We start from the raw sequence: 19,101 nt of genomic DNA, 5'->3' as shown, positions 1-19,101 counted from the left end.
GATGTGATGCCGAAATGGTTGCACTGGCTCGTCGGGTTCAAGCGAGTACGACCTCAACCGCAGAGCAGCCCGGTGCTGCTTCTGCCGAACGGCGGCCAGAATCCCAAACATCAGTTCCTGCTATCTGATGCGGATTGCCTCGAAATAGCCGATCGGCGGAAGTCTCACTTTCTGGCGGCCGTTGCCGTCGGTTTCGACGGCCAGAGCCTTGCCTGCTACCAGAGCGCGGCAGGTGACAACCGGCAGGTCAAGCAGGAGATCCATGTCGTGGATGGTGATCGGCTCGTCATAGCAATTGTCGTTCTGACCGGAGTAATTCACCAGATGCACGACGAGATCACCGCTTTCGCGATGACGCTGCACGGTCATTTCGAGCCGCCGCGGCGCGGATAGGGAGATTTTCGCCGGTGCGAACTTCAACGCCAATTGCGCGAGCAGCGCACGGTGCTCGAGCAGCCCGTGCTCGTGGTAGAGCATGTCGACGTTCCATGGGATATAGATCGCCTGTCCCTTGCCGTGACCTGCAAGCAACACACCTGGCAGGTCGGTGTCGAGTTCCGGATCCGGATAGCAGAGTTCCGGCGGCCCAAAACGCTGCGGCAGGAGGACCGAATAGAGTGTCCGGGCGCCGGGCTTGGGGATGACGCGTCGGTAGGGACCATCCAGCAGGATGAGATCGGAATCGAGCCCGCCGAGGGTGCGGGTGCCGGGGCTCGTCCTGACATAACCGCCGCGCATCTCCTCGAGAACCTCCTCCACCTTGGTGAAGGGACGGGAGTTCAACCGGTTCTGCGGCAGCGGCTCGCCTGTTTCGTCATAGCTGGCGGCATCGCCGATCATCAGCAGCGTGCCGCCGGCCTCGACAAAGGCGTCCAGCGACGTCGCCTCGGCCTGGCTCATGCAGCCGGCGCCGGCGAGGATGATCGTCTCATAGCGGCTGTGCGCCTCGGCAAAATCCGCTTCACCGGCCCGCAGGTCATGGATCGTGTCGAAAGCGATGCCGGCATCGACCAGCGCCCGATAGGCACCGCGGAAGGCGGCGATGGAAGCTCCACTGCGCGGATGGTAGCGGCGCGACTTGTGTGACGTGTAGAGCGCGACGCGGGCGGCGGATTCCAGATCGCCGTAGAGCGCTTCGTTGTCGCGGTGATAGTCGAAAATCGCCCGCACGGCCGGTAGTGGCTTGCGGTCGGCCTGATCGAGCTTACCCATGAAATAGTAATGCGGATCCGCCCCRTTGGCGAGCTGCTGGGCGAGGCGCAATGCCTGCGCGGCGCCCGTCTCGGCGCTGTAGCGCCAGGGAAAGTCGACAAAATGCGTCAATGCGCTGGAATAGCGAGTATGACCGCCGCCAAGTGAGCGGAAGTTGCGGGCCTCTTCGCCGGAGAGGTGCACCCATTCGGGATGCGGACGGTCCAGCCGGCGGTTTACCTCGCCGCGGAAGAAGTCGCTTCTGCGGCCCATGTTCGAGACGGCAACGCCCGGACGGACCGATTTGACGACGTCGCAGATCTCTTCCGAAAGCGCCCGGCTGGTGATCTCCTGGAAGCGCAGATAGGCGCGGTACAGCCTGTCGGAGACATCGGCGCGTTGGGGCAGCTCCTCGCCCGAGAAGGCATGAAATTCGCGCCGGCAGTTTTCGCAGTGGCAAAGCCCATACTGCCGGTAGCTGTAGTCGGTGCTGAGATAACCGAACATGTTAAAGAACAGCCCGTCGATATCGTAGCGGCCAAGGGATTCCTTGAGCACCTGGACACCCTGATGGTGATACCAGCCGCCGTTGACGCAAGCCTGATAGGTGCCGTTGTATTCGAAGGCGTGTCCTTCGCGGTCGCGGCAGAACCATTCCGGGTGTGCATCGTAGGCGATCCGGGTTGCCTTTGACAGGTCGTACCGGCCTATGAAGCGGATGTCGTGACGATGCGCGGCATCGATCATGCGGCGGAGCAAGTCACCCTGAAGCATGGGGTTCTTCGCCTGAAGACCAAGTTCGGTCGGGTACCAGGCGAAGATGCCGCCGACATTGAACAGCATCGCCGTCGCGCCGAAGGCTGCGACGTCGGCCGCCAGCCGCTCGGGATCCAGGGTGCCATCGGTCAGCCGCAGATTGGTCTGAACAATGCGCTGCGTGCGGCGCCACCACTCCGTCATGATTTCCTCCCGATTTTCGGATTTGCGGGCGCGGCCGGCCTGTCCGAGCATGCGTTATGAGTAAATAACACATAAAATGTCCATGATTATGTGTGATATGTCAATATCCTGCCGAATGAGTGCCGGGTTTTATGGGGAACGTGTAAAATTCTTGATCCGTGCCCTCAGATTGATGCTAATCTTCGCGAACAGTTGTCCAACCGCAAAGGGAGAGATCATGGAGCAGCGCGCTGCCAGGCAAGGACAGACATCCGCAGTACGCGGCAAGGCAGCCGAGGGCCGGGAGGTGCGCGAACCGGGTTATGGACGCCTGCAGCAGCTGCTGCGCGACGACATTCTCGAAGGCCGCATCCCGGCCGGCGCGCGGCTGAAAGTGTCGGAAATCGTCGAGCGCTACCAAACGAGTACCAATCCGGCCCGTGAGGCACTGCAGGCCCTGGAAGGTGAGGGGCTCGTCGTCATCATGCATAACCGCGGCGCCCGCGTGCGGCTGATCAACGAGGATCTCGTCCAGAATATCTTCGATATCCGCGGGCTCCTGGAACCCTATTTTGTCAGGGCTTTCGTGGAATACGCGACACCTGAGGACGTCGCGGTCCTGAAGCGCTACCAGGAGGGCTGCCAGGCCGCGGTTGACGCAGCCGACTATCCGAGCTTCCACCAGAACAATCTCGCCTTCCATGATTTCATCATCGAGCGGCATTTCAATGTCGAGGCGGTGCGGATCATGAAACAGCACAATGGTTGGCTGCGGGCCCTGTCGCGCAAGAATCCGCTCACGCTCGCCCACATGCGGCGATCGAGCAGTGAGCACTGGGAATTGATCGAAGCGGTGGAAAAGGGCGATCCCGACAAGGCCATCGAGGTCATCGAGCGGCATATGCGCAATTCGCGCGCGGTGTTCCTTGCCAACATGCGGCGCGATCGCCTGAGGGATGCGGGTGAGGAGGCAATGTGAGTTGCCGGAGTTGCGATGTGCCCACTATTTATCTGAAATAACACATTAAACTACCTAACATTCGCAACTTAATGGATTTTTATACAAAAATCGCACATTATCCGATATCATCCCCAATGTGAGGTGAATGCCTGCGCGGTTTGCGGTGATCCGTCTGAAAAGACGGAGGGCAGGCGGGCAGTAACACGGTCACTTCCTATACGCAGACTTTGGGAGGAGTCGGATGAAGATGCTTGCGAGAATGTTTGTGGCTGCGGCGGCCCGGCGGATGTCGGTCGCCTGCGGCCTTGCCCTTGCCTTGGGCGCCGCGCTTCCCGCGGCAGCCGGCGAATCGCCGATGCTGGCAAAGCTGGTCGAAGCAAAGAGCCTGCCGCCGCTTGAAGAGCGCCTGCCGAAGAACCCGCTGGTCGTCAAGCCGGCCGAACGCGTCGGTGAATATGGCGGGACCTGGCGCTCGGCCTTGGTCGGCGGTTCCGACGATGGCTGGATCCTGAGAACGGTCTCTTATGAAAACCTGATGCGCTGGTCTCCCGACTGGAAGGAAGTCGTGCCGAACATCGCCGAATCGATTGAGGTCAGTGAGGACGCCAAGAGTTTCACCGTCCATCTTCGCGACGGCATGAAATGGTCGGACGGTGCCCCCTTCACCGCCGACGACGTGCGCTTTTGGTACGAGGATCTTTTCACCAATAAACAGTTCACGCCGACCCCTTCGGAACCCTTTATCAATACCGATGGTTCGCCGGTCGACTTCAAGATGGTCGACAAGACCACCTTCCAGTTCAATTTCAAGAACCCGAAGGGCATCTTCCTGCAGTATCTCGCCACGGCGCGGCCGCTCGACAATGCAACGGTCCGTTATCCCCGGCATTATCTGGAAAAATTCCACCCCAAGTACAATCCCGACATCCAGAAGGAGATCTCCACCTCCGGCCAGTCCGACTGGGTGGGCCTGATGGTCAACCGGTCGAACTTCTGGTCCAATGTCGACGTGCCGACGATCAACCCATGGATATTCAAGACCGGTTACGGCAGCGGTTCGGCAACGCAGGCGATCGCCGAGCGCAATCCCTACTACTGGAAGGTCGACACGGAAGGTAACCAACTGCCCTATATCGATATCCGCCATTTCGACGTGCTCTCCGATCCCCAGGTTCTCGTCGCGAAAACGCTTGCCGGCGACATCGACTTCCAGGACCGCAATCTGGCGGTCGCAGCCAACAAGCCGGTGCTCTTCGAGGGCCGCGAAAAGGGTGGCTTCGAATTCTTCGAGGAAAAACCGGCGAGCCCGAACCTCATGGTCATGATGTTCAATCTCAACCACAAGGATCCCGATACGCGGGCGATCTTCCAGAACAAGGATTTCCGCATCGGCCTCTCTTACGGCATGGACCGCCAGGAAGTGCTCGACGTCGTCTGGCTGGGGCAGGGCGAAATCGCCCAGAGCTCGGTGACGCCAGGCTCGGTTTACTACAACGAGCGCCTTGCCAAGCAGTACACCGAATACGACGTCGAACAGGCCAACAGCTTCCTCGACAAAGTGCTGCCGAACAAGGGGTCGGACGGCATGCGCCTGCGCCCCGATGGCAAGCCCTTCGCCTTCACCTTCGCCTATAGCGCTGCCAATCCGGTCTTCGGCGACGCATTGGAACTGGTGGCCGCGCAATGGGCAAAGGTCGGCATCGCGATGACRCCGACGCCGCTCGACCGTACGCTGATCCAGACGCGTCAGGACGCCGGGGAACTCGAAGGAGTCGCCTGGGAGCGCGGCGGCGGTTCCGGCCAGGAGGTCGTTCTCGATCCGCGCTGGTGGTTCCCGTCCAACACCGACAGCTATTATTGGGCGCCTGCCTGGGCTGCCTACTTCCTGGGCGTCAATCCGGACTCCGCTCAGGTCAAGCCCGAGAAGCCCGTTGCGGCCGCCCTCAAGCAGATGGAACTCTACGGCCAGTTGCAAGCCTCCGCGAGCGCCGACGAACAGGTCAAGCTGATGAACCAGATCCTCGACATTGCCGCCGACGAGTTCTGGACGATGGGCATCGCCTGGGAGGCAAGCGGTTACGGCGTCAAGAAGACGAACTTCCACAACGTGCCGGCTTCTATGCCTGCTTCATGGATCTATCCGACGCCGGGTCCGACCAATCCTGAGCAGTACTTCATGACCAAGTCGTAGGGCTGCTGGGGCCCGCCCTGTCGTCTCCTCCGCCCGGGGCGGGCTTTTTCAGGCGTCATCTTACCGGGCGGGCAGGCGCAGTTGCCCGCATCCTGTCAAACAGCAATCCAGGAATAGTTATCGATGTCGGAACCTATTGTCTTCGTCGCGCGCGACCTCCCTTTCGACGCCGGGCACTGGCAGCGGCTGGAGGAAGCGATCGGCTCCGACCGCATGCTGCTCGTGGATACCAGGGATCCGGCAGCGGTTTCGGCTGCGCTTGAAAAAGCCGAAGTCGCCATCCTTTCCGGCGACCTCGACGATCGCCACATCGCTGCTGCGAACCTGAAATGGGTTCACTGTGACCATGCCGGCTTGACGAAATCCGCAAGGCCCGAAGTCTTTGAACGCGGCCTCGTCGTCACCGGCTCTGCCGGCCGGTCGGGTCCTGCGCTTGCCGAACATGTGCTGATGTTCTCGTTGATGCTCTGCTCGCGCTACCCGGATTTCTATGAGGCGCAGAAGCGCCACGAATGGCGGCGCACGCCCGAGATGATGGATCTTCGCGCGCTCTACGGCCGCACGATCGGCATCCTGGGCATGGGGCATACCGGCGTTGCGCTTGCGAGCCGGGCCAAGGCCTTCAACATGCGCGTTCTCGGTTATCGCCGCCGCGATCTCCCGCCGCCGCCGGGTGTCGATCGAATGTATAGCGCCGACAGGAACGAGACCATCGACGAAATCCTCGCAGAGGCTGACATTCTGGCGCTGGTGCTCAACCTTTCGGATGCGACTTACCGGATGATCGGACGCGAGCAGATCGCCCGAATGAAACGGTCGGCGATCATCGTCAACCTGTCCCGCGGCGGTGTCATTGACCAGGATGCGATGATCGAAGCACTGAAGGACGGGCGGCTGGCGGGCGCCGGTCTCGATGTCACAAGTCCGGAACCGCTGCCGGCTGATCATCCGCTGTGGGATACGCCGAACGTGCTGATCACCCCGCATTTTACCGCGGCCCTACCCGACAAGGTCGACCGGTCGGTCGATGTGATCGTCGAGAATTTCCGCCGCTACCGGACGGGGGAAGCGATGCTTAACCGGATGACGAAGGAAGATCTCTGGACCCGGGACGCTTAAGCAGGATCGAGGGGGAGGACTGCCATGCCGCGCTACGTCTTGAAACGTCTGCTCTACATGATACCGACACTGATCGCGATCTCCATCGTCGCCTTCGCGTTGATCCAGCTGCCACCCGGCGACTTCGTCACCACACTGGCGGCGCAGATGTCGCAGGCCGGTGATACGGTCGATCCGAACACGCTGGCCATGCTGCGTCGCCAGTACGGGCTCGACCAGCCGATCTGGGTGCAATACTGGATCTGGATCTCCAACATCGTGCTCTACGGTGACTTCGGCCGATCCTTCGACTGGGATGCGCCCGTTTCCGATCTCCTGTGGAACCGTCTCGGCCTGACCGTGGTCCTGTCGCTGACGGCTCTGGTCTTCACCTGGGTGATCTCGCTGCCGATCGGCATCTACTCTGCGGTCCGCAAATATTCGATCGGCGACTATGCCGCCACCTTCTTTGCCTTTGTCGGCCTGGCGGTCCCAAACTTCCTGCTCGCCCTGATCCTCATGTATGCGGCGTTGCGTTTCCTCGGCATCAGTATCGATGGGCTCTTCTCCCGTGAATATGTCGATGCGCCCTGGAGCTGGGGCAAATTCATCGATCTCGCACAGCACCTGATCGTACCGGTTATCGTGCTTGGCTGCTCCGGCACGGCCGCGCTCGTACGCATCATGCGCGCCAACCTGCTCGACGAACTCTACAAGCCCTACGTGACGACTGCCCGAGCCAAGGGACTTTCTGAATGGCGGCTGATCCTGAAATATCCGGTTCGCGCCGCTCTCAACCCCTTCGTTTCGACGCTCGGCTGGACGCTGCCGGAATTGGTATCCGGTGCGACGGTGACCGCGATCGTCCTCAACCTGCCGACGACAGGCCCGCTCCTGCTGCGGGCGCTGATCGCGCAGGACGTCTATCTCGCCGGCGCGATGATCCTGATGCTCTCGGTGCTGACCGTCATCGGAACACTGATCTCGGATCTGCTGCTTGCATGGCTCGATCCCCGCATTCGCTACAAATGAGGCACGGGTGATGGYACGAACTGAGGGAGTAAGATCTTTGTTCACCTGGACCCGGAACAAGACCGCCAGGACCATGGCTGCCAAGGGTGCGGGCGCAGCCGAGGAGGTCACGCATATCAAGGACGCAGAACATGCCGGCGCTTGGCAGCTGGCCTGGTGGAAGTTCAAAAAGCATCGGCTCGCTGTCGCGAGCGGCATCGTGGTGATCTGCATCTATCTCGTGGCGGCCTTCGCCGAATTCCTGGCGCCGCAGGGAGCAGGGGACTATTCGGCCCGCTATACCTATGCGCCGCCGCAGCGGCTGCACATGTGGGACAATGGCGAGTTCGGCCTCTATGTCCACGGCTACAAGGTGCGCGTCAATCCCGAGAGCTTCGCACGCGAATTCGTCATCGACCCRGAGACGAAAATTCCCGTGGGCCTGTTCGTGCGCGGCGCGCCTTACAAGCTCTGGAACCTCATTCCTTCCAGCATCCATCTGATCGGTCCCGTCAAGGCCGGCCAGCCCATGTATCTGTGGGGCGCGGATCGGCTGGGTCGCGACATGCTGAGTCGCGTCATCCATGGCACGCGCGTGTCTATGACGGTCGGTCTCGTCGGCGTGTCGCTCAGCCTTGTCTTCGGCATCATTCTCGGCGGTCTTTCCGGCTATTATGGCGGCGGCATCGATACGGCGATCCAGCGCGTCATCGAATTCCTGCTCGCCATTCCGACCATCCCGCTGTGGATGGGACTTGCCGCGGCGATCCCGCCGACCCTGCCGCCGCTGCAGGTCTACTTCATGATCACCATCATCCTCTCGCTCGTTGGCTGGACAGGCCTGGCGCGGGTGGTGCGGGGTCGGTTCCTAGCAATGAAGAATGAGGACTTCGTCACGGCGGCACGCCTCGACGGCGCCCGCGAAATGAGCGTCATCTTCCGTCATATGCTGCCTTCCTTTGCCAGCCACATCATTGCGGCGGTGACGCTTGCGATCCCGGTGATGATCCTCAGCGAAACGGCGCTTTCCTTCCTTGGTGTCGGTCTGCGTCCGCCTGTCGTCAGCTGGGGCGTGCTCCTGCAGGAGGCACAGAACATCCGTACCGTCGCCACTGCGCCGTGGCTGCTTCTGCCCGGCGTCGCTGTGATCACGACGGTTCTGGCCCTCAACTTCCTCGGCGATGGTCTTCGCGACGCTGCCGATCCCTATTCCGATTAGGAGACCGTTGATGAGCGAACCCATGACGGCAGACGTTCTCAAGGTGGAAAAGCTCTCCATCGAATTCCAACTGCGGACCTCGGTGTTCAAGGCGGTCAAGGATGTCAGCTTCTCGATCAAGCGGGGCGGCACGCTCTGCCTCGTGGGAGAAAGCGGCTCGGGCAAGTCGGTGACGGCACGCTCGCTGCTGCAGATCGTCGACAAGCCTGGCCGCATCACCTCCGGCAGGATCGTGTTGACGCGCGAGGCCGAGGTGATCGACATTACTACCTTGAAGGCCAATGGGCCGCAGATCCGTGCCGTCCGCGGCGGCAAGGTCGGGCTGATCTTCCAGGAGCCGATGTCGGCGCTGTCGCCCTTCCACACGATCGGCGACCAGATAGACGAGGTCCTGCAGATCCATCTTCATCTTGAAAAGGCCGAGGCGCGCAAGCGCACCATCGAACTGCTGGGCCAGGTCGAGATCAAGAATCCGGCGGAAATGGCCAACCGCTATTCCTTTGAGTATTCCGGTGGCATGCGCCAGCGCGTCTGTATCGCTATGGCGCTCGCGTGCAATCCCGACGTGTTGATCGCCGACGAACCGACGACGGCGCTCGATGTGACAACGCAAGCCGAGATCCTCGACCTGATCAAGCGGCTGCAGCAGCGCCGCGGCATGGCGGTTCTGCTGATCACCCACGATATGGGCGTCGTAGCCGAGGTGGCAGACGAAGTCGCGGTGATGCGCAACGGCGAGATCGTGGAGAAAGGGCCTGTGGAGGCGATCTTCCACGACCCCCAGCATTCCTATACCCGCCACCTGCTGGAGGCCACGCGCAAGCTCGAGCACAGTTCTCGGGAGCGTGACGATCGCGCCGCAAGCAGGGTCGAACCGGTGCTCTCGGTCCGCAATCTCAGCAAATATTACGGATCGAAGCAGGCCGCTGACGGCAGCTGGAGCGGCGGCCTGCGTGCGGTCGATGACGTCAGTCTCGATCTTTATCCCGGCGAGAACCTCGGTATCGTCGGTGAAAGCGGTTCCGGCAAGACGACGCTCGGCCGGCTGATCATGCGGATCACGGAACCGACCACGGGATCGATCAGTTACCGCCAGGCAAATGGCGTTACCAGCGACGTCCTGGGGATGCGCAGTGCCGCCCTGCGCGCCTATCACGCGCAGGTTCGGCTGATCTTTCAAGATCCTTTCGCCTCGCTTAATCCGCGCATGACCGTGAAGCAGATCGTTGGCGACCCGCTTCGTATCGCCGGCAGGGCGAGCGGCAAGGCGCGTGACGGTCGGGTCGCGGAACTGCTGAGTATGGTCGGCCTGTCGCCGGACACAATGGACCGCTATCCGCACGCCTTTTCGGGCGGCCAGCGGCAGCGCATCGGCATCGCACGGGCGCTGGCGCTCGATCCGAGGGTCATCGTCGCCGACGAGGCGACGTCTGCGCTCGACGTCTCGATCCGGTCCCAGATCCTTGATCTGCTGCTCGACATACAGACGCGCCTCGACTTGAGCTTCATCTTCATCTCGCACGACATATCGGTCATCCGCTATTTCTGCGACCGTGTCGCGGTGATGTACAAGGGCAGGGTCGTGGAGGTCGGATCCTCGCAAAAGATCTGCACCAGCCCCGACGAACCCTATACCAGAGCCCTGATCTCGGCCGTGCCCAGTCCTGATCCGCGCCAAAAGCGCATGATGCATCGCGTCCGCTTTGCACCGGAGATCGCTGGCGCATGAACGGGCAACAGGGTTAGCGCCGAAGCCGTGAATGCCAGGATCCGGGGCCTGGCGGCCCTGACGTCTGGCGGACGACCAGATGCGGGACCAGACTGACACGCATCGGCGTCGGATCGGCAACAGGCAGAATTAGGYCCGCCCGTGAGAGCAGCAGCCGCACGGCGGTCAGCCCCATCTGCCTGTGCGGCAGGTGCAGCGTGGTGAGTTTCGGCGATATATGCAAGGCTATCGGATCGTCGGAATGGCCGATGACGCTGACATCATCGGGAACCCTCAGTCCCATTCGGACAAGCTCTGAGACGACGGTGACTGCCACGCCGTCGCTGCCGCAAAAGAAGGCCGTCGGCACGAAACCATCGTCGATCATCGCGATTAGCGACGAGCGGAAGGCCGAGGGTTCCTCATCAGATTCGAGGGTCATCGCGCGGACGCCCGCATCGTTACGGTCGGCGACCATGCGGGCAAAACCGTGCAAGCGCGCCTCGCGATCGGGATAGTCGGCCTGCCCCTGCACATAGACCATCCGGCGATGGCCGAGGCCGAGCAGGAAATCGGCGACGAACTCGCCAGCTTCGACATCGGTGGACGARACCTGGTCCATGCCGTCGAGGGGCGGAACGCGGTGGTTGACTGTGACGGCTGGCCGCTGGCTGTCGCGCACCGCCTTGTGCATATCGGCGTCGTGAGGACCGACGAGAATGAAACCGACCGTCGATTTTTCAATCCGGGAAACGATCCTGTGATCTCTGGTCCAGCGCAGCGCCATCGAAAGACCCCAGCGGTTCGTTTCGGCCTCGATGCCGAGTTGCAGGTCACCCCGAAGTTCGCGATTTGCGACGTTGCGATCGTGGAAGATCACGCCGATCGAGCGGCTATCGCCGCTCTTCAGGCGGGGAATGCGATAGCCGAGCTGCTCGGCGGCCGCGATGATACTGCGCCGCGTCTTTTCGCTGACACCGGGTTTGCCGGAAAGCGCACGCGAGACCGAGAATTTCGAGACGCCGAGCTGCGTGGCGATCATGTCGAGGGTGACGTTGCTCATCGTGTTCCGATATCTCGTCCACCGCAGCGCTAGGCCTCGGGGAGGCTGGCGAGCGTCTCCAACGTGCGGATCAGCGCGGAGTGGTCCTTGCCGCCGTCGCCGAGCGCAACGGCGGCATTCATCATCTGCTGCACCATGGCGACATTCGGCAGGGCCAGATCCAGCGCCCGTGCGCTGTCGACGGCCAGTGTCATATCCTTGCGGTGCAGCGCAATGCGGAAGCCCGGATCGAAAGTGCGGTTGATCATGCGTTCGCCATGCAGCTCGAGTATGCGCGAGGCGGCGAACCCTCCCATCAGGGCCTGCCTGACTTTTGCCGGATCGGCGCCGGCTTTCCTGGCAAAGAGCAATGCTTCCGCCACCGCTTCGATCGTCAGCCCCACGATGATCTGGTTGGCGACCTTCGCGGTCTGGCCGTCGCCGACGCCGCCGACCAGCGTGATGTTCTTGCCCAACTTCTCGAAGAGCGGCAGCGCGCGGCGAAAGGGTGCCTCCTCGCCGCCGACCATGATCGTCAGCGCCGCGTTTCGGGCGCCAACCTCGCCGCCCGAAACAGGTGCGTCCAGATAGGCGCAGCCGAGCTTGCCGATCCTGGCGGCAAAATCCTTGGTGGCGATCGGCGAGATCGAACTCATGTCGATCACCAGCTTGCCTGGCGACAATCCCGCGGCGACGCCGTCTGCACCGAAAAGAACCGCCTCTACATCGGGCGTGTCGGGCAACATAAGGATCACCACGTCCGACTGCGAGGCGACCTGCGCTGCGCTTTCCGCCGCAAAAGCGCCTTTCTCGACGAGATCGCGCGAGACTTCCTTGACGCGATGGAGCGACAGCGAGTGGCCTGCGTCAATCAGGTGCCCGGCCATCGGCCTACCCATGACGCCAAGCCCGACAAAGCCGATGTTCATGAACGTCTCCTCACAGGTTCTCTCGTCGTCAAAGCTTGGACTTCCAGGATTTCGTCGTTGCCGGCGCGGTCGACTGCCGCTCGACCAGGTGCGGAACGAGGCTCAGCCGCTGCGGCGGCAGGTCGTTCAGCTGCCCGTTGAGGCCGATACGCGACAGAAGCTGGCGCACGGCAGCGATCCCCATCTGCTTGTGCGGCATGTGGATCGTGGTCAGGTTGGGCGAGACCTGGGTAGCGATCGGATAATCCGCATGGCCGACCACCGAAATGTCGTCAGGCACGGAAATGCCCATGCGCATCAGCTCGGAAACGACGGTGACAGCAACACCGTCGCTACCGCAGAAGACCGCTGTCGGCTCGAAGCCCTCATTGGCCATCTTCACCACTGCCTCACGAAGGTCGGCTGCCATATAGTCCTCCTTGAACGCGATCTCCCGCAACTCGGCGCCTTCCAGTTCGGCGATCGCCTCGGAGAAGCCCCGAAGACGCGCATAGCGGCCGGGATAGCCGAGCTGTCCGTGGGCATAGACCATGCGCCGGTGTCCGAGGTCGTAGAGAAATTTCGCGACGAAGACGCCGGCCTCGACGTCCGTCGCGGTAATCTGGTCCATCGTATAGAGTTCGGGAACGATATGGGCGACGACGACGGCAGGGACTGAACTGTCACGGGCGGCGTCGAACATCTTCCGTTCCTGAGGGCCGACCATGATGAAGCCGACCGAAGCATCCTCCAGCCGCTCTATGATGCGGTGATCGTTCGTCCAGCGCACCGCCATCGAACAGCCGAAGCGTGTCGCTTCCATCTCGATGCCGTGCTGGACGTCGATCCACAGCTCACGGTTGGCGACGGTCCGGTCGTGAAAGATCACTTCGATCGATTGCGACGTCACTTTCGTGCGCCTTGCGATGTACCCAAACTGTTCGGCGATGGAAAGGACGCTGCGCCGCGTGTCCTCGCTGACACCGGGCTTGCCGGTCAGCGCTCTGGAGACGGCGAATTTCGAAATTCCGAGATGATCGGCGATTTCCTGCAAAGTGACACGGCTCATCGGTGTTCTTTTCCAATAGGGCAAATTGCGGCAAGGCAAGAAGCGCAATTTTTGTATTTGTTAGGTTACTGTTGCGGCGCCTGTCAATCAAAACACATTCTGCATTGCACTATGTTCTCACGACGTACCTACGCAAATCACCATTTTCTCCGCCATATGTCGATGGATTTCCTACAATATCCGCGTTTTCGCAGGYGCAGCAAGGTCGTTCATATCTGCCTTTTTGATCGTTGCGAGCAAACAATCCGCTTGACGCCCGGTTATTTTGTCATAAAGTTAGGCTAACAATAAGCAAACATTGCTCCTATTTTCGATGTGGAGTTGCGGCTAAGGGAGGAGCCTGTGGCCATGTCTGCGTTGCCTTGCGATGGGATCAACAGCCTGGCCAAAGATGCCGGCCGGAGTACACCGAAATGGCGGTGATCGCAGATGCTCCTGCGCCGCCGCAGACTGTAGCCGCCGCTGCGGCCATCGGTCTTGCCAGCCAGCGCCAGCTGATATGGCTTAAGTTCAAGGAACACAAGCTCGCCTATTGGAGCGGGATCGTTATTCTCCTGATCTATCTCGTTGCCATCTTCGCGGAGTTCCTGGCGCCGCGCACACCTGACCATTATGATTCCGCCTATACGATGCTGGCGCCGCAGGGGATCAAGCTGTTCTTCGTGGACGAGGCCGGCTCCTATCACTTCGAGCCGCATGTGACCGGGTTCAGCTCGAAGCGTGATCCGAAGACACTGCGCAAGGTCTTTGCGGCCGATCCCAATGTGCGCATACCGGTCGGCCTGTTCGTGCGCGGCGAGCCCTATAAACTCTGGGGCCTGTTTCCCTCCAACATCCACCTGATCGGGCCGAAAGATCCGGCGCAGCCCTTCTATCTCCTGGGTTCGGACAGGCTCGGGCGCGATGTGCTCAGCCGCCTGATCTACGGCACGCGTGTGTCGACCTCGGTGGGTCTGATCGGCGTGGCGATCAGCCTCGTACTGGGCGTCCTACTCGGCGGTATCTCCGGCTATGTCGGCGGCATGGTGGACAATGCCATTCAGCGGGTCATCGAATTCATCATGTCAGTGCCGACGATCCCGCTGTGGATGGGTCTCGCCGCGGCAATCCCGGTGACCTGGTCGCCGATCCTCGTCTACTTCATCATCACGATGATCATCTCGCTGATCGGCTGGACTTCGCTTGCCCGCGAGGTAAGGGGGCGATTCATGTCGTGGCGCAACGAGGTCTTTGTCGTCGCCGCCCGCCTGGACGGCACTTCGGAGATGAAGATCATCACTCGCCATCTCGTGCCGGGCTTTATCAGTCACATCATCGCGGCGACGACGCTTGCAATTCCGGCGATGATCATCGCCGAGACTTCGCTCTCCTTCCTGGGGATCGGCCTTCGCCCGCCCGTCGTTAGCTGGGGCGTGCTGCTGCAGGAAGCCCAGAACATCCGCTCACTGGCAGAGGCGCCCTGGCTTCTGGCGCCGGGCGTCCTTGTCATCGTGACGGTGCTGTCCCTCAATTTCCTCGGCGACGGCCTCCGTGATGCTGCGGATCCATACTCATGAGCACTACATCCGAGACACCCGTCCTTTCGGTTCGCGGACTGAAGACCCACTTCCATCTTCGCGAGGGTCTCATCAAGGCGGTCAATGGCGTTAATCTTGATGTTCGCCGTGGCAAGACCCTTTGCGTCGTCGGCGAATCCGGTTCCGGTAAGTCGATGATGGCGCGTTCTGTGCTGCAGATCGTCACGCCGCCCGGCCGCGTCGTCGACGGCAGCATGGTGTTCAGCCGTGACGGCAGCGGCAGTGTCGACATCGCGGCGCTCGACCCGACGGGCAAGGAGATCCGCGCGATCCGCGGCCGCGACATCGCGATGATCTTCCAGGAGCCGATGAATTCGCTAAGCCCCGTGCACACGGTTGGCGACCAGCTGGTGGAAAAGATCCTGCTGCACCACAAGATCGGCACCAAAGCGGCGATCGAGCGAACGGTCGAGGCGCTCGATCGCGTCGGCATACCCGATCCGCGCCGGCGGCTCGCCGCCTATCCATTCGAGTTGTCTGGCGGCATGCGGCAGCGCGTGATGATCGCGATGGCACTTGCCTGCCGGCCGGCCATGCTGATCGCCGATGAGCCGACAACGGCGCTCGACGTCACCACACAGGCGAACATTCTCGAGCTCATGCGCACACTTCAGGATGAAACCGGCATGGCCGTCATGTTCATCACCCATGATCTCGGCGTGGTCGCGGAGATCGCCGACGAGGTGGCAGTGATGTATCTCGGCCAAGTCGTCGAACGTGGCAGCGTCGAAGATATCTTCTACGACCCGCAGCATCCTTATACGCTCGCGCTGCTCGCCTCCATCCCCAAGCTTGGTGCGCGGCATTCGGCCGGCAAGCGCCTCACGGCGATCGAGGGTATGGTGCCGCATCCGCTGAACCGGCCGACCGGCTGTCCGTTCAATACGCGCTGTCCGGAGGCCGTGGCCGGCCTTTGCGACCGGGCGGATCCCGCGCTGAAGGAACTGCGGCCCAACCATTTCGGCGCCTGCCACCTTCGCGACCCGCAGCATATCAAGAGCAGCAATCCGGTGGAGGCGGGAGTATGAACATGATCCATACCGGCCATACCAGGAACGAGCTTTCTGCCGGCGAACCGCTGATCCGGGCCGAGAATGTCAAGGTGCACTTCCCAGTGACGTCGGGCTTCCTCAAGCGCCCGGTGCGCCATATCAAGGCGGTGGATGGCGTTACGCTTGCCATCCGGGCCGGYGAGACGCTGAGCCTGGTCGGGGAATCCGGCTGCGGCAAGACCACCTTCGGACAGGCGCTGGTGCGGGTGCTGGAACCGACCGACGGCCGTATCCTCTACCGGAAGGATGGTGAGACGGTCGACCTTTCGCATCTGACGCCTATCGAGATGCGGCCCTACCGTGCCGACATCAGAATGATCTTTCAGGATCCCTTCGCCTCACTCAACCCGCGCCGGAGGGTAGTCGACATCATCGCCGAGCCTCTGCGCAATTTTGGGGTGACCGACCAGGCGGAAGTCGAAAGTCGCGTCGCCGACCTGATGCGTCGCGTGGGACTTCGCCCGGAATATATGGCTCGCTACCCCTATGCCTTCTCCGGCGGCGAGCGGCAACGCATCGGCATTGCCCGCGCCCTGTCGGTGCGTCCGAAGATCGTCGTCGCCGACGAATGCGTTTCGGCGCTCGACGTCTCAATCCAGGCGCAGACGCTCAACCTGTTGCAGGACCTGCAGGAAGAGTTCGACCTGACCTACCTCTTCATCTCGCATGATCTCGGTGTCGTCGAATACATTTCCGACCGCGTCGCCGTTATGTATGCGGGCAGGGTGGTGGAGTTGGCGACGACTGACCAGCTCTTCTCGCGCCCCCGCCATCCCTATACGGCCGCACTTCTTGCTTCGGTGCCGCGTCCCGATCCGCGCCTTGCTCGCAGCCAAAAGCGCATGCGGCTGAAGGGCGAGGTTGCCGATCCGGCCAACCGCCCGGTCGGCTGCGCCTTCCATCCGCGGTGTCCGTTCGCGACCGACCTCTGCCGGACGGAGGATCCGGCGGCCAAGGACGTTAACGGAACGCAGGTCGCTTGCCACCACGCCGAAAATCTCGATTTGAAGGGAGTAACCGAGAATGCTGCTTGATGCTGTTGAGAACAAGGCCGCGGCCGCGGCGCGGCCGGTCTGGTGGAGGCGGCCCTACCGCATGGTGCAGACCAATCTGCGCCAGCCCGACGCGCTCTACGATCAAAAGAAGCTTGCGAAGGAGGTCCGTGAATTCGGCGCCGACGTGTTGCTTTACAATATCGGCGGCATTTTCGCCTTCTATCCAACCAAACTGCCGCTTCATGCCATCAACCCTTTCATGAAGGGTGACGCTCTGGGCGATGCCATCGAGGCGGCACATGCGGAAGGCCTCTCCCTGGTCGGCCGCTTCGACATGTCGAAGGCTACCCGGATCGCCTACGAGGCCCATCCCAACTGGTTTGTGCACAACATCAAGGGCGATGCGCTCGAATACAACGGCACCTACCAAGCTTGCGTCAACGGCGGCTGGTATCAGGACTACGCGCTGGAAATCATTTCGGAATCGCTCGGCAAGTACGATGTCGACGGCGTGTTCTTCAACATGTTCGGCTATACCAACTTCACCTATTCCGGCGACTATTTCGGCATCTGCGTCTGCGATAATTGCCGCAGACGCTTCCGCGCCATGTACAAGAAGGAATTGCCGCTCAAGGAGGATTTTTCCGACCCGTCCTATGCCGACTATCTGAGCTTTAAGGAGCGCACCTCGCTCGAGCTGCGCAGTAAGGTCTATAAGCATATCAAGCAGGTCAATCCTAAGGTGGCGATGACAGGCCATCGCGGCGATTCCGACCTGATCCGCATGGAGGTACAGCGCGCCGTGGACCGGCCGCAGCCGGAATGGCCTTACCAGGCCGGCGAACAGGCCCGGTGGGCGGCTGCCTATGGACAGGGCAAGACCTTCTCCTCGACCTCGACCAATTTCGTCGATTTCGCCTGGCGCTTCCATTCCGAAACCAGCGGGTATCACATGCTGCGCTTCGCCCAGCAGCTCGCCAGCGGCGCGACACTCGACTACTACCTGCTGGGTGTCATGGATCAGGACGACAAGACCCCCTTCGATGACATTTCGAACCTCTTTCGCTGGCACCGGGACAACGAAGCGTACTATACCGGGCTGCGCTCCGGCGCCCGCATTGGTCTCTATCACTCCCACAGCAATGGCGTTTTCCGCAAGCGGACAGACAGTGCAGCCCTGGGCGATACCGCCTTTCGCGGGGCATACCGTGCCCTTGTCGAGGCACGGCTGCCCTTCGATTTCGTCAGCGACGATCTGGTCAAGGGGGAAAACGGCAAGGATATACTTGCCGGCTACGACGCCATCGTGCTTGCCAACATCTCCTGCCTCGGCGACGAGGAGGCAAGGTGCCTCGATGACTATGTCAAGGGCGGCGGCGTCCTACTTGTCACCGGCGATACCGGCTTCTACGACGAACGCGGCAGTGCACGCGACAAGCCGGCGCTCGACAGTTTGCCCGTCAAGGACAAGCCCTCCGTCCGCATGCATATGCGCGGATCTTATTTCCGGATTGCGGACGGCGAGCTGCCGACGCCGCTCAGCACGCTGCTGATGCTCGATGGCCGCTATTTCGTCGCCCATCCGAAGGACGGCGCCGAGACGCTGTTGACGCTTCTGCCTCCCCAGCGCTTCGGCCCGCCTGAACTGTGCTTTCCCGATATCGAGAGCGACTTGCCCGGCGTAATCACCGGTGGTTACGGGAAGGGCAAGGTGGTCTACATCCCGTGGAATCCGGAATGGCAGTACTTCCGCGACAGCCTGCCCAACCACCGCCTGCTGATTTCGGACTTGCTCGAACGCAACATTGCGCCAGCGCCGGTAAAGCTCGATGGCCGCGGTTCGCTGGAGGTGACGATCCAACATCAGGCGTCGACCGGGCGCATGCTGGTGCACGTCGTCAATTTCGGCGGCCAGCGCAACAATCTTTACGAGGATGCGCCGGCCGTGCACGGGYTGCGGCTCGGGATCCGCAATGCCGACGGAAAAGCACAGGCGCTTGTCTCCGGACGGTCGCTGATCGCGGCTTCCGGGCCTGACGGCGACGGCTACACCTGGTTCGAACTGCCACCGGTCGATGCATTCGAGGCGCTTTCCATGGAGGGGAGGCGCTGACGCGCAGAAAATGGAGGAACAGGGCTG

The 19,101-nt window shown here is 61.6% G+C and carries 14 protein-coding genes; 10 read left to right on the top strand and 4 right to left on the bottom strand.

Annotation, left to right across the window (positions count from 1 at the left end):
- Positions 1-120: 120 nt before the first annotated feature.
- Positions 121-2,151 carry an alpha-amylase family protein gene (locus LCM4573_RS08095; protein WP_157895495.1) on the bottom strand — a complete coding sequence of 677 codons (2,031 nt, stop codon included), beginning with the start codon at positions 2,149-2,151 and terminating at the stop codon, positions 121-123.
- Positions 2,152-2,368: 217 nt separating this feature from the next.
- Between LCM4573_RS08095 and LCM4573_RS08090 the strand changes: the two genes are divergently transcribed.
- The 6 genes from LCM4573_RS08090 to LCM4573_RS08065 all read left to right on the top strand — a co-directional run bounded on the left by LCM4573_RS08090 (position 2,369) and on the right by LCM4573_RS08065 (position 10,339).
- The gene (locus LCM4573_RS08090; RefSeq protein WP_071005748.1) at positions 2,369-3,109 is read left to right on the top strand and encodes a GntR family transcriptional regulator; all 741 of its coding nucleotides are present in this window, start codon (positions 2,369-2,371) and stop codon (positions 3,107-3,109) included.
- Positions 3,110-3,332: 223 nt separating this feature from the next.
- Positions 3,333-5,282, top strand: coding sequence for an ABC transporter substrate-binding protein (locus LCM4573_RS08085; RefSeq protein ID WP_083347352.1), 1,950 nt, complete (start codon positions 3,333-3,335; stop codon positions 5,280-5,282).
- Positions 5,283-5,405: 123 nt separating this feature from the next.
- Positions 5,406-6,401, top strand: coding sequence for a D-2-hydroxyacid dehydrogenase (locus LCM4573_RS08080; RefSeq protein WP_071005747.1), 996 nt, complete (start codon positions 5,406-5,408; stop codon positions 6,399-6,401).
- A 24-nt stretch (positions 6,402-6,425) separates the two neighbouring features.
- Complete coding sequence (locus LCM4573_RS08075; RefSeq protein WP_071005746.1) at positions 6,426-7,412, top strand: ABC transporter permease; 987 nt, start codon at positions 6,426-6,428, stop codon at positions 7,410-7,412.
- Between the two features lie 73 nt (positions 7,413-7,485).
- Positions 7,486-8,610: an ABC transporter permease gene (locus LCM4573_RS08070; RefSeq protein ID WP_071005933.1), complete on the top strand. Its 1,125-nt coding sequence runs from the start codon at positions 7,486-7,488 to the stop codon at positions 8,608-8,610.
- Between the two features lie 10 nt (positions 8,611-8,620).
- Positions 8,621-10,339 carry an ABC transporter ATP-binding protein gene (locus LCM4573_RS08065; protein WP_071005745.1) on the top strand — a complete coding sequence of 573 codons (1,719 nt, stop codon included), beginning with the start codon at positions 8,621-8,623 and terminating at the stop codon, positions 10,337-10,339.
- A gap of 13 nt (positions 10,340-10,352) precedes the next feature.
- On the opposite strand, the gene LCM4573_RS08060 is transcribed toward LCM4573_RS08065, so the two are convergent.
- The 3 genes from LCM4573_RS08060 to LCM4573_RS08050 are packed head-to-tail and all read right to left on the bottom strand — an operon-like array spanning position 10,353 to position 13,337.
- Positions 10,353-11,381: a LacI family DNA-binding transcriptional regulator gene (locus LCM4573_RS08060; RefSeq protein ID WP_071005744.1), complete on the bottom strand. Its 1,029-nt coding sequence runs from the start codon at positions 11,379-11,381 to the stop codon at positions 10,353-10,355.
- Positions 11,382-11,410: 29 nt separating this feature from the next.
- On the bottom strand, positions 11,411-12,289 hold the full coding sequence (locus tag LCM4573_RS08055; RefSeq protein WP_071005743.1) for a 2-hydroxy-3-oxopropionate reductase: 879 nt from the start codon (positions 12,287-12,289) through the stop codon (positions 11,411-11,413).
- 28 nt (positions 12,290-12,317) lie between these two features.
- Positions 12,318-13,337, bottom strand: coding sequence for a LacI family DNA-binding transcriptional regulator (locus LCM4573_RS08050; protein ID WP_071005742.1), 1,020 nt, complete (start codon positions 13,335-13,337; stop codon positions 12,318-12,320).
- Between the two features lie 413 nt (positions 13,338-13,750).
- Between LCM4573_RS08050 and LCM4573_RS08045 the strand changes: the two genes are divergently transcribed.
- Genes LCM4573_RS08045 through LCM4573_RS08030 form a run of 4 tightly spaced genes read left to right on the top strand, consistent with a single transcriptional unit; the run spans position 13,751 to position 19,074 of the window.
- Positions 13,751-14,893, top strand: a complete 1,143-nt coding sequence (locus LCM4573_RS08045) for an ABC transporter permease (RefSeq protein ID WP_071005741.1) — start codon at positions 13,751-13,753, stop codon at positions 14,891-14,893.
- On the top strand, positions 14,890-15,942 hold the full coding sequence (locus LCM4573_RS08040; RefSeq protein ID WP_071005740.1) for an ABC transporter ATP-binding protein: 1,053 nt from the start codon (positions 14,890-14,892) through the stop codon (positions 15,940-15,942). Before LCM4573_RS08045 ends, LCM4573_RS08040 begins: the two co-directional genes overlap by 4 nt.
- Positions 15,939-17,000: an ABC transporter ATP-binding protein gene (locus LCM4573_RS08035; RefSeq protein WP_244505263.1), complete on the top strand. Its 1,062-nt coding sequence runs from the start codon at positions 15,939-15,941 to the stop codon at positions 16,998-17,000. Before LCM4573_RS08040 ends, LCM4573_RS08035 begins: the two co-directional genes overlap by 4 nt.
- Positions 16,990-19,074 carry a hypothetical protein gene (locus tag LCM4573_RS08030; protein WP_071005739.1) on the top strand — a complete coding sequence of 695 codons (2,085 nt, stop codon included), beginning with the start codon at positions 16,990-16,992 and terminating at the stop codon, positions 19,072-19,074. The genes LCM4573_RS08035 and LCM4573_RS08030 overlap by 11 nt, the downstream gene beginning before the upstream one ends.
- Positions 19,075-19,101: the final 27 nt, after the last annotated feature.

The sequence above is a fragment of the Rhizobium sp. LCM 4573 genome (assembly GCF_001854865.1).
Lineage (GTDB): Bacteria > Pseudomonadota > Alphaproteobacteria > Rhizobiales > Rhizobiaceae > Neorhizobium.
Note: the sequence above shows the minus strand (reverse complement) of the source record. Positions and strands in the feature narration are given on the sequence as shown.

Bases quoted from the DNA above. Each gene is read 5' to 3' on its own strand.
- LCM4573_RS08045 (WP_071005741.1), top strand. From the start codon at position 13,751: ATGGCGGTGATCGCAGATGCTCCTGCGCCGCCGCAGACTGTAGCCGCC.
- LCM4573_RS08090 (WP_071005748.1), top strand. From the start codon at position 2,369: ATGGAGCAGCGCGCTGCCAGGCAAGGACAGACATCCGCAGTACGCGGC.
- LCM4573_RS08040 (WP_071005740.1), top strand. From the start codon at position 14,890: ATGAGCACTACATCCGAGACACCCGTCCTTTCGGTTCGCGGACTGAAG.
- LCM4573_RS08050 (WP_071005742.1), bottom strand. From the start codon at position 13,337: ATGAGCCGTGTCACTTTGCAGGAAATCGCCGATCATCTCGGAATTTCG.
- LCM4573_RS08065 (WP_071005745.1), top strand. From the start codon at position 8,621: ATGAGCGAACCCATGACGGCAGACGTTCTCAAGGTGGAAAAGCTCTCC.
- LCM4573_RS08055 (WP_071005743.1), bottom strand. From the start codon at position 12,289: ATGAACATCGGCTTTGTCGGGCTTGGCGTCATGGGTAGGCCGATGGCC.
- LCM4573_RS08080 (WP_071005747.1), top strand. From the start codon at position 5,406: ATGTCGGAACCTATTGTCTTCGTCGCGCGCGACCTCCCTTTCGACGCC.
- LCM4573_RS08075 (WP_071005746.1), top strand. From the start codon at position 6,426: ATGCCGCGCTACGTCTTGAAACGTCTGCTCTACATGATACCGACACTG.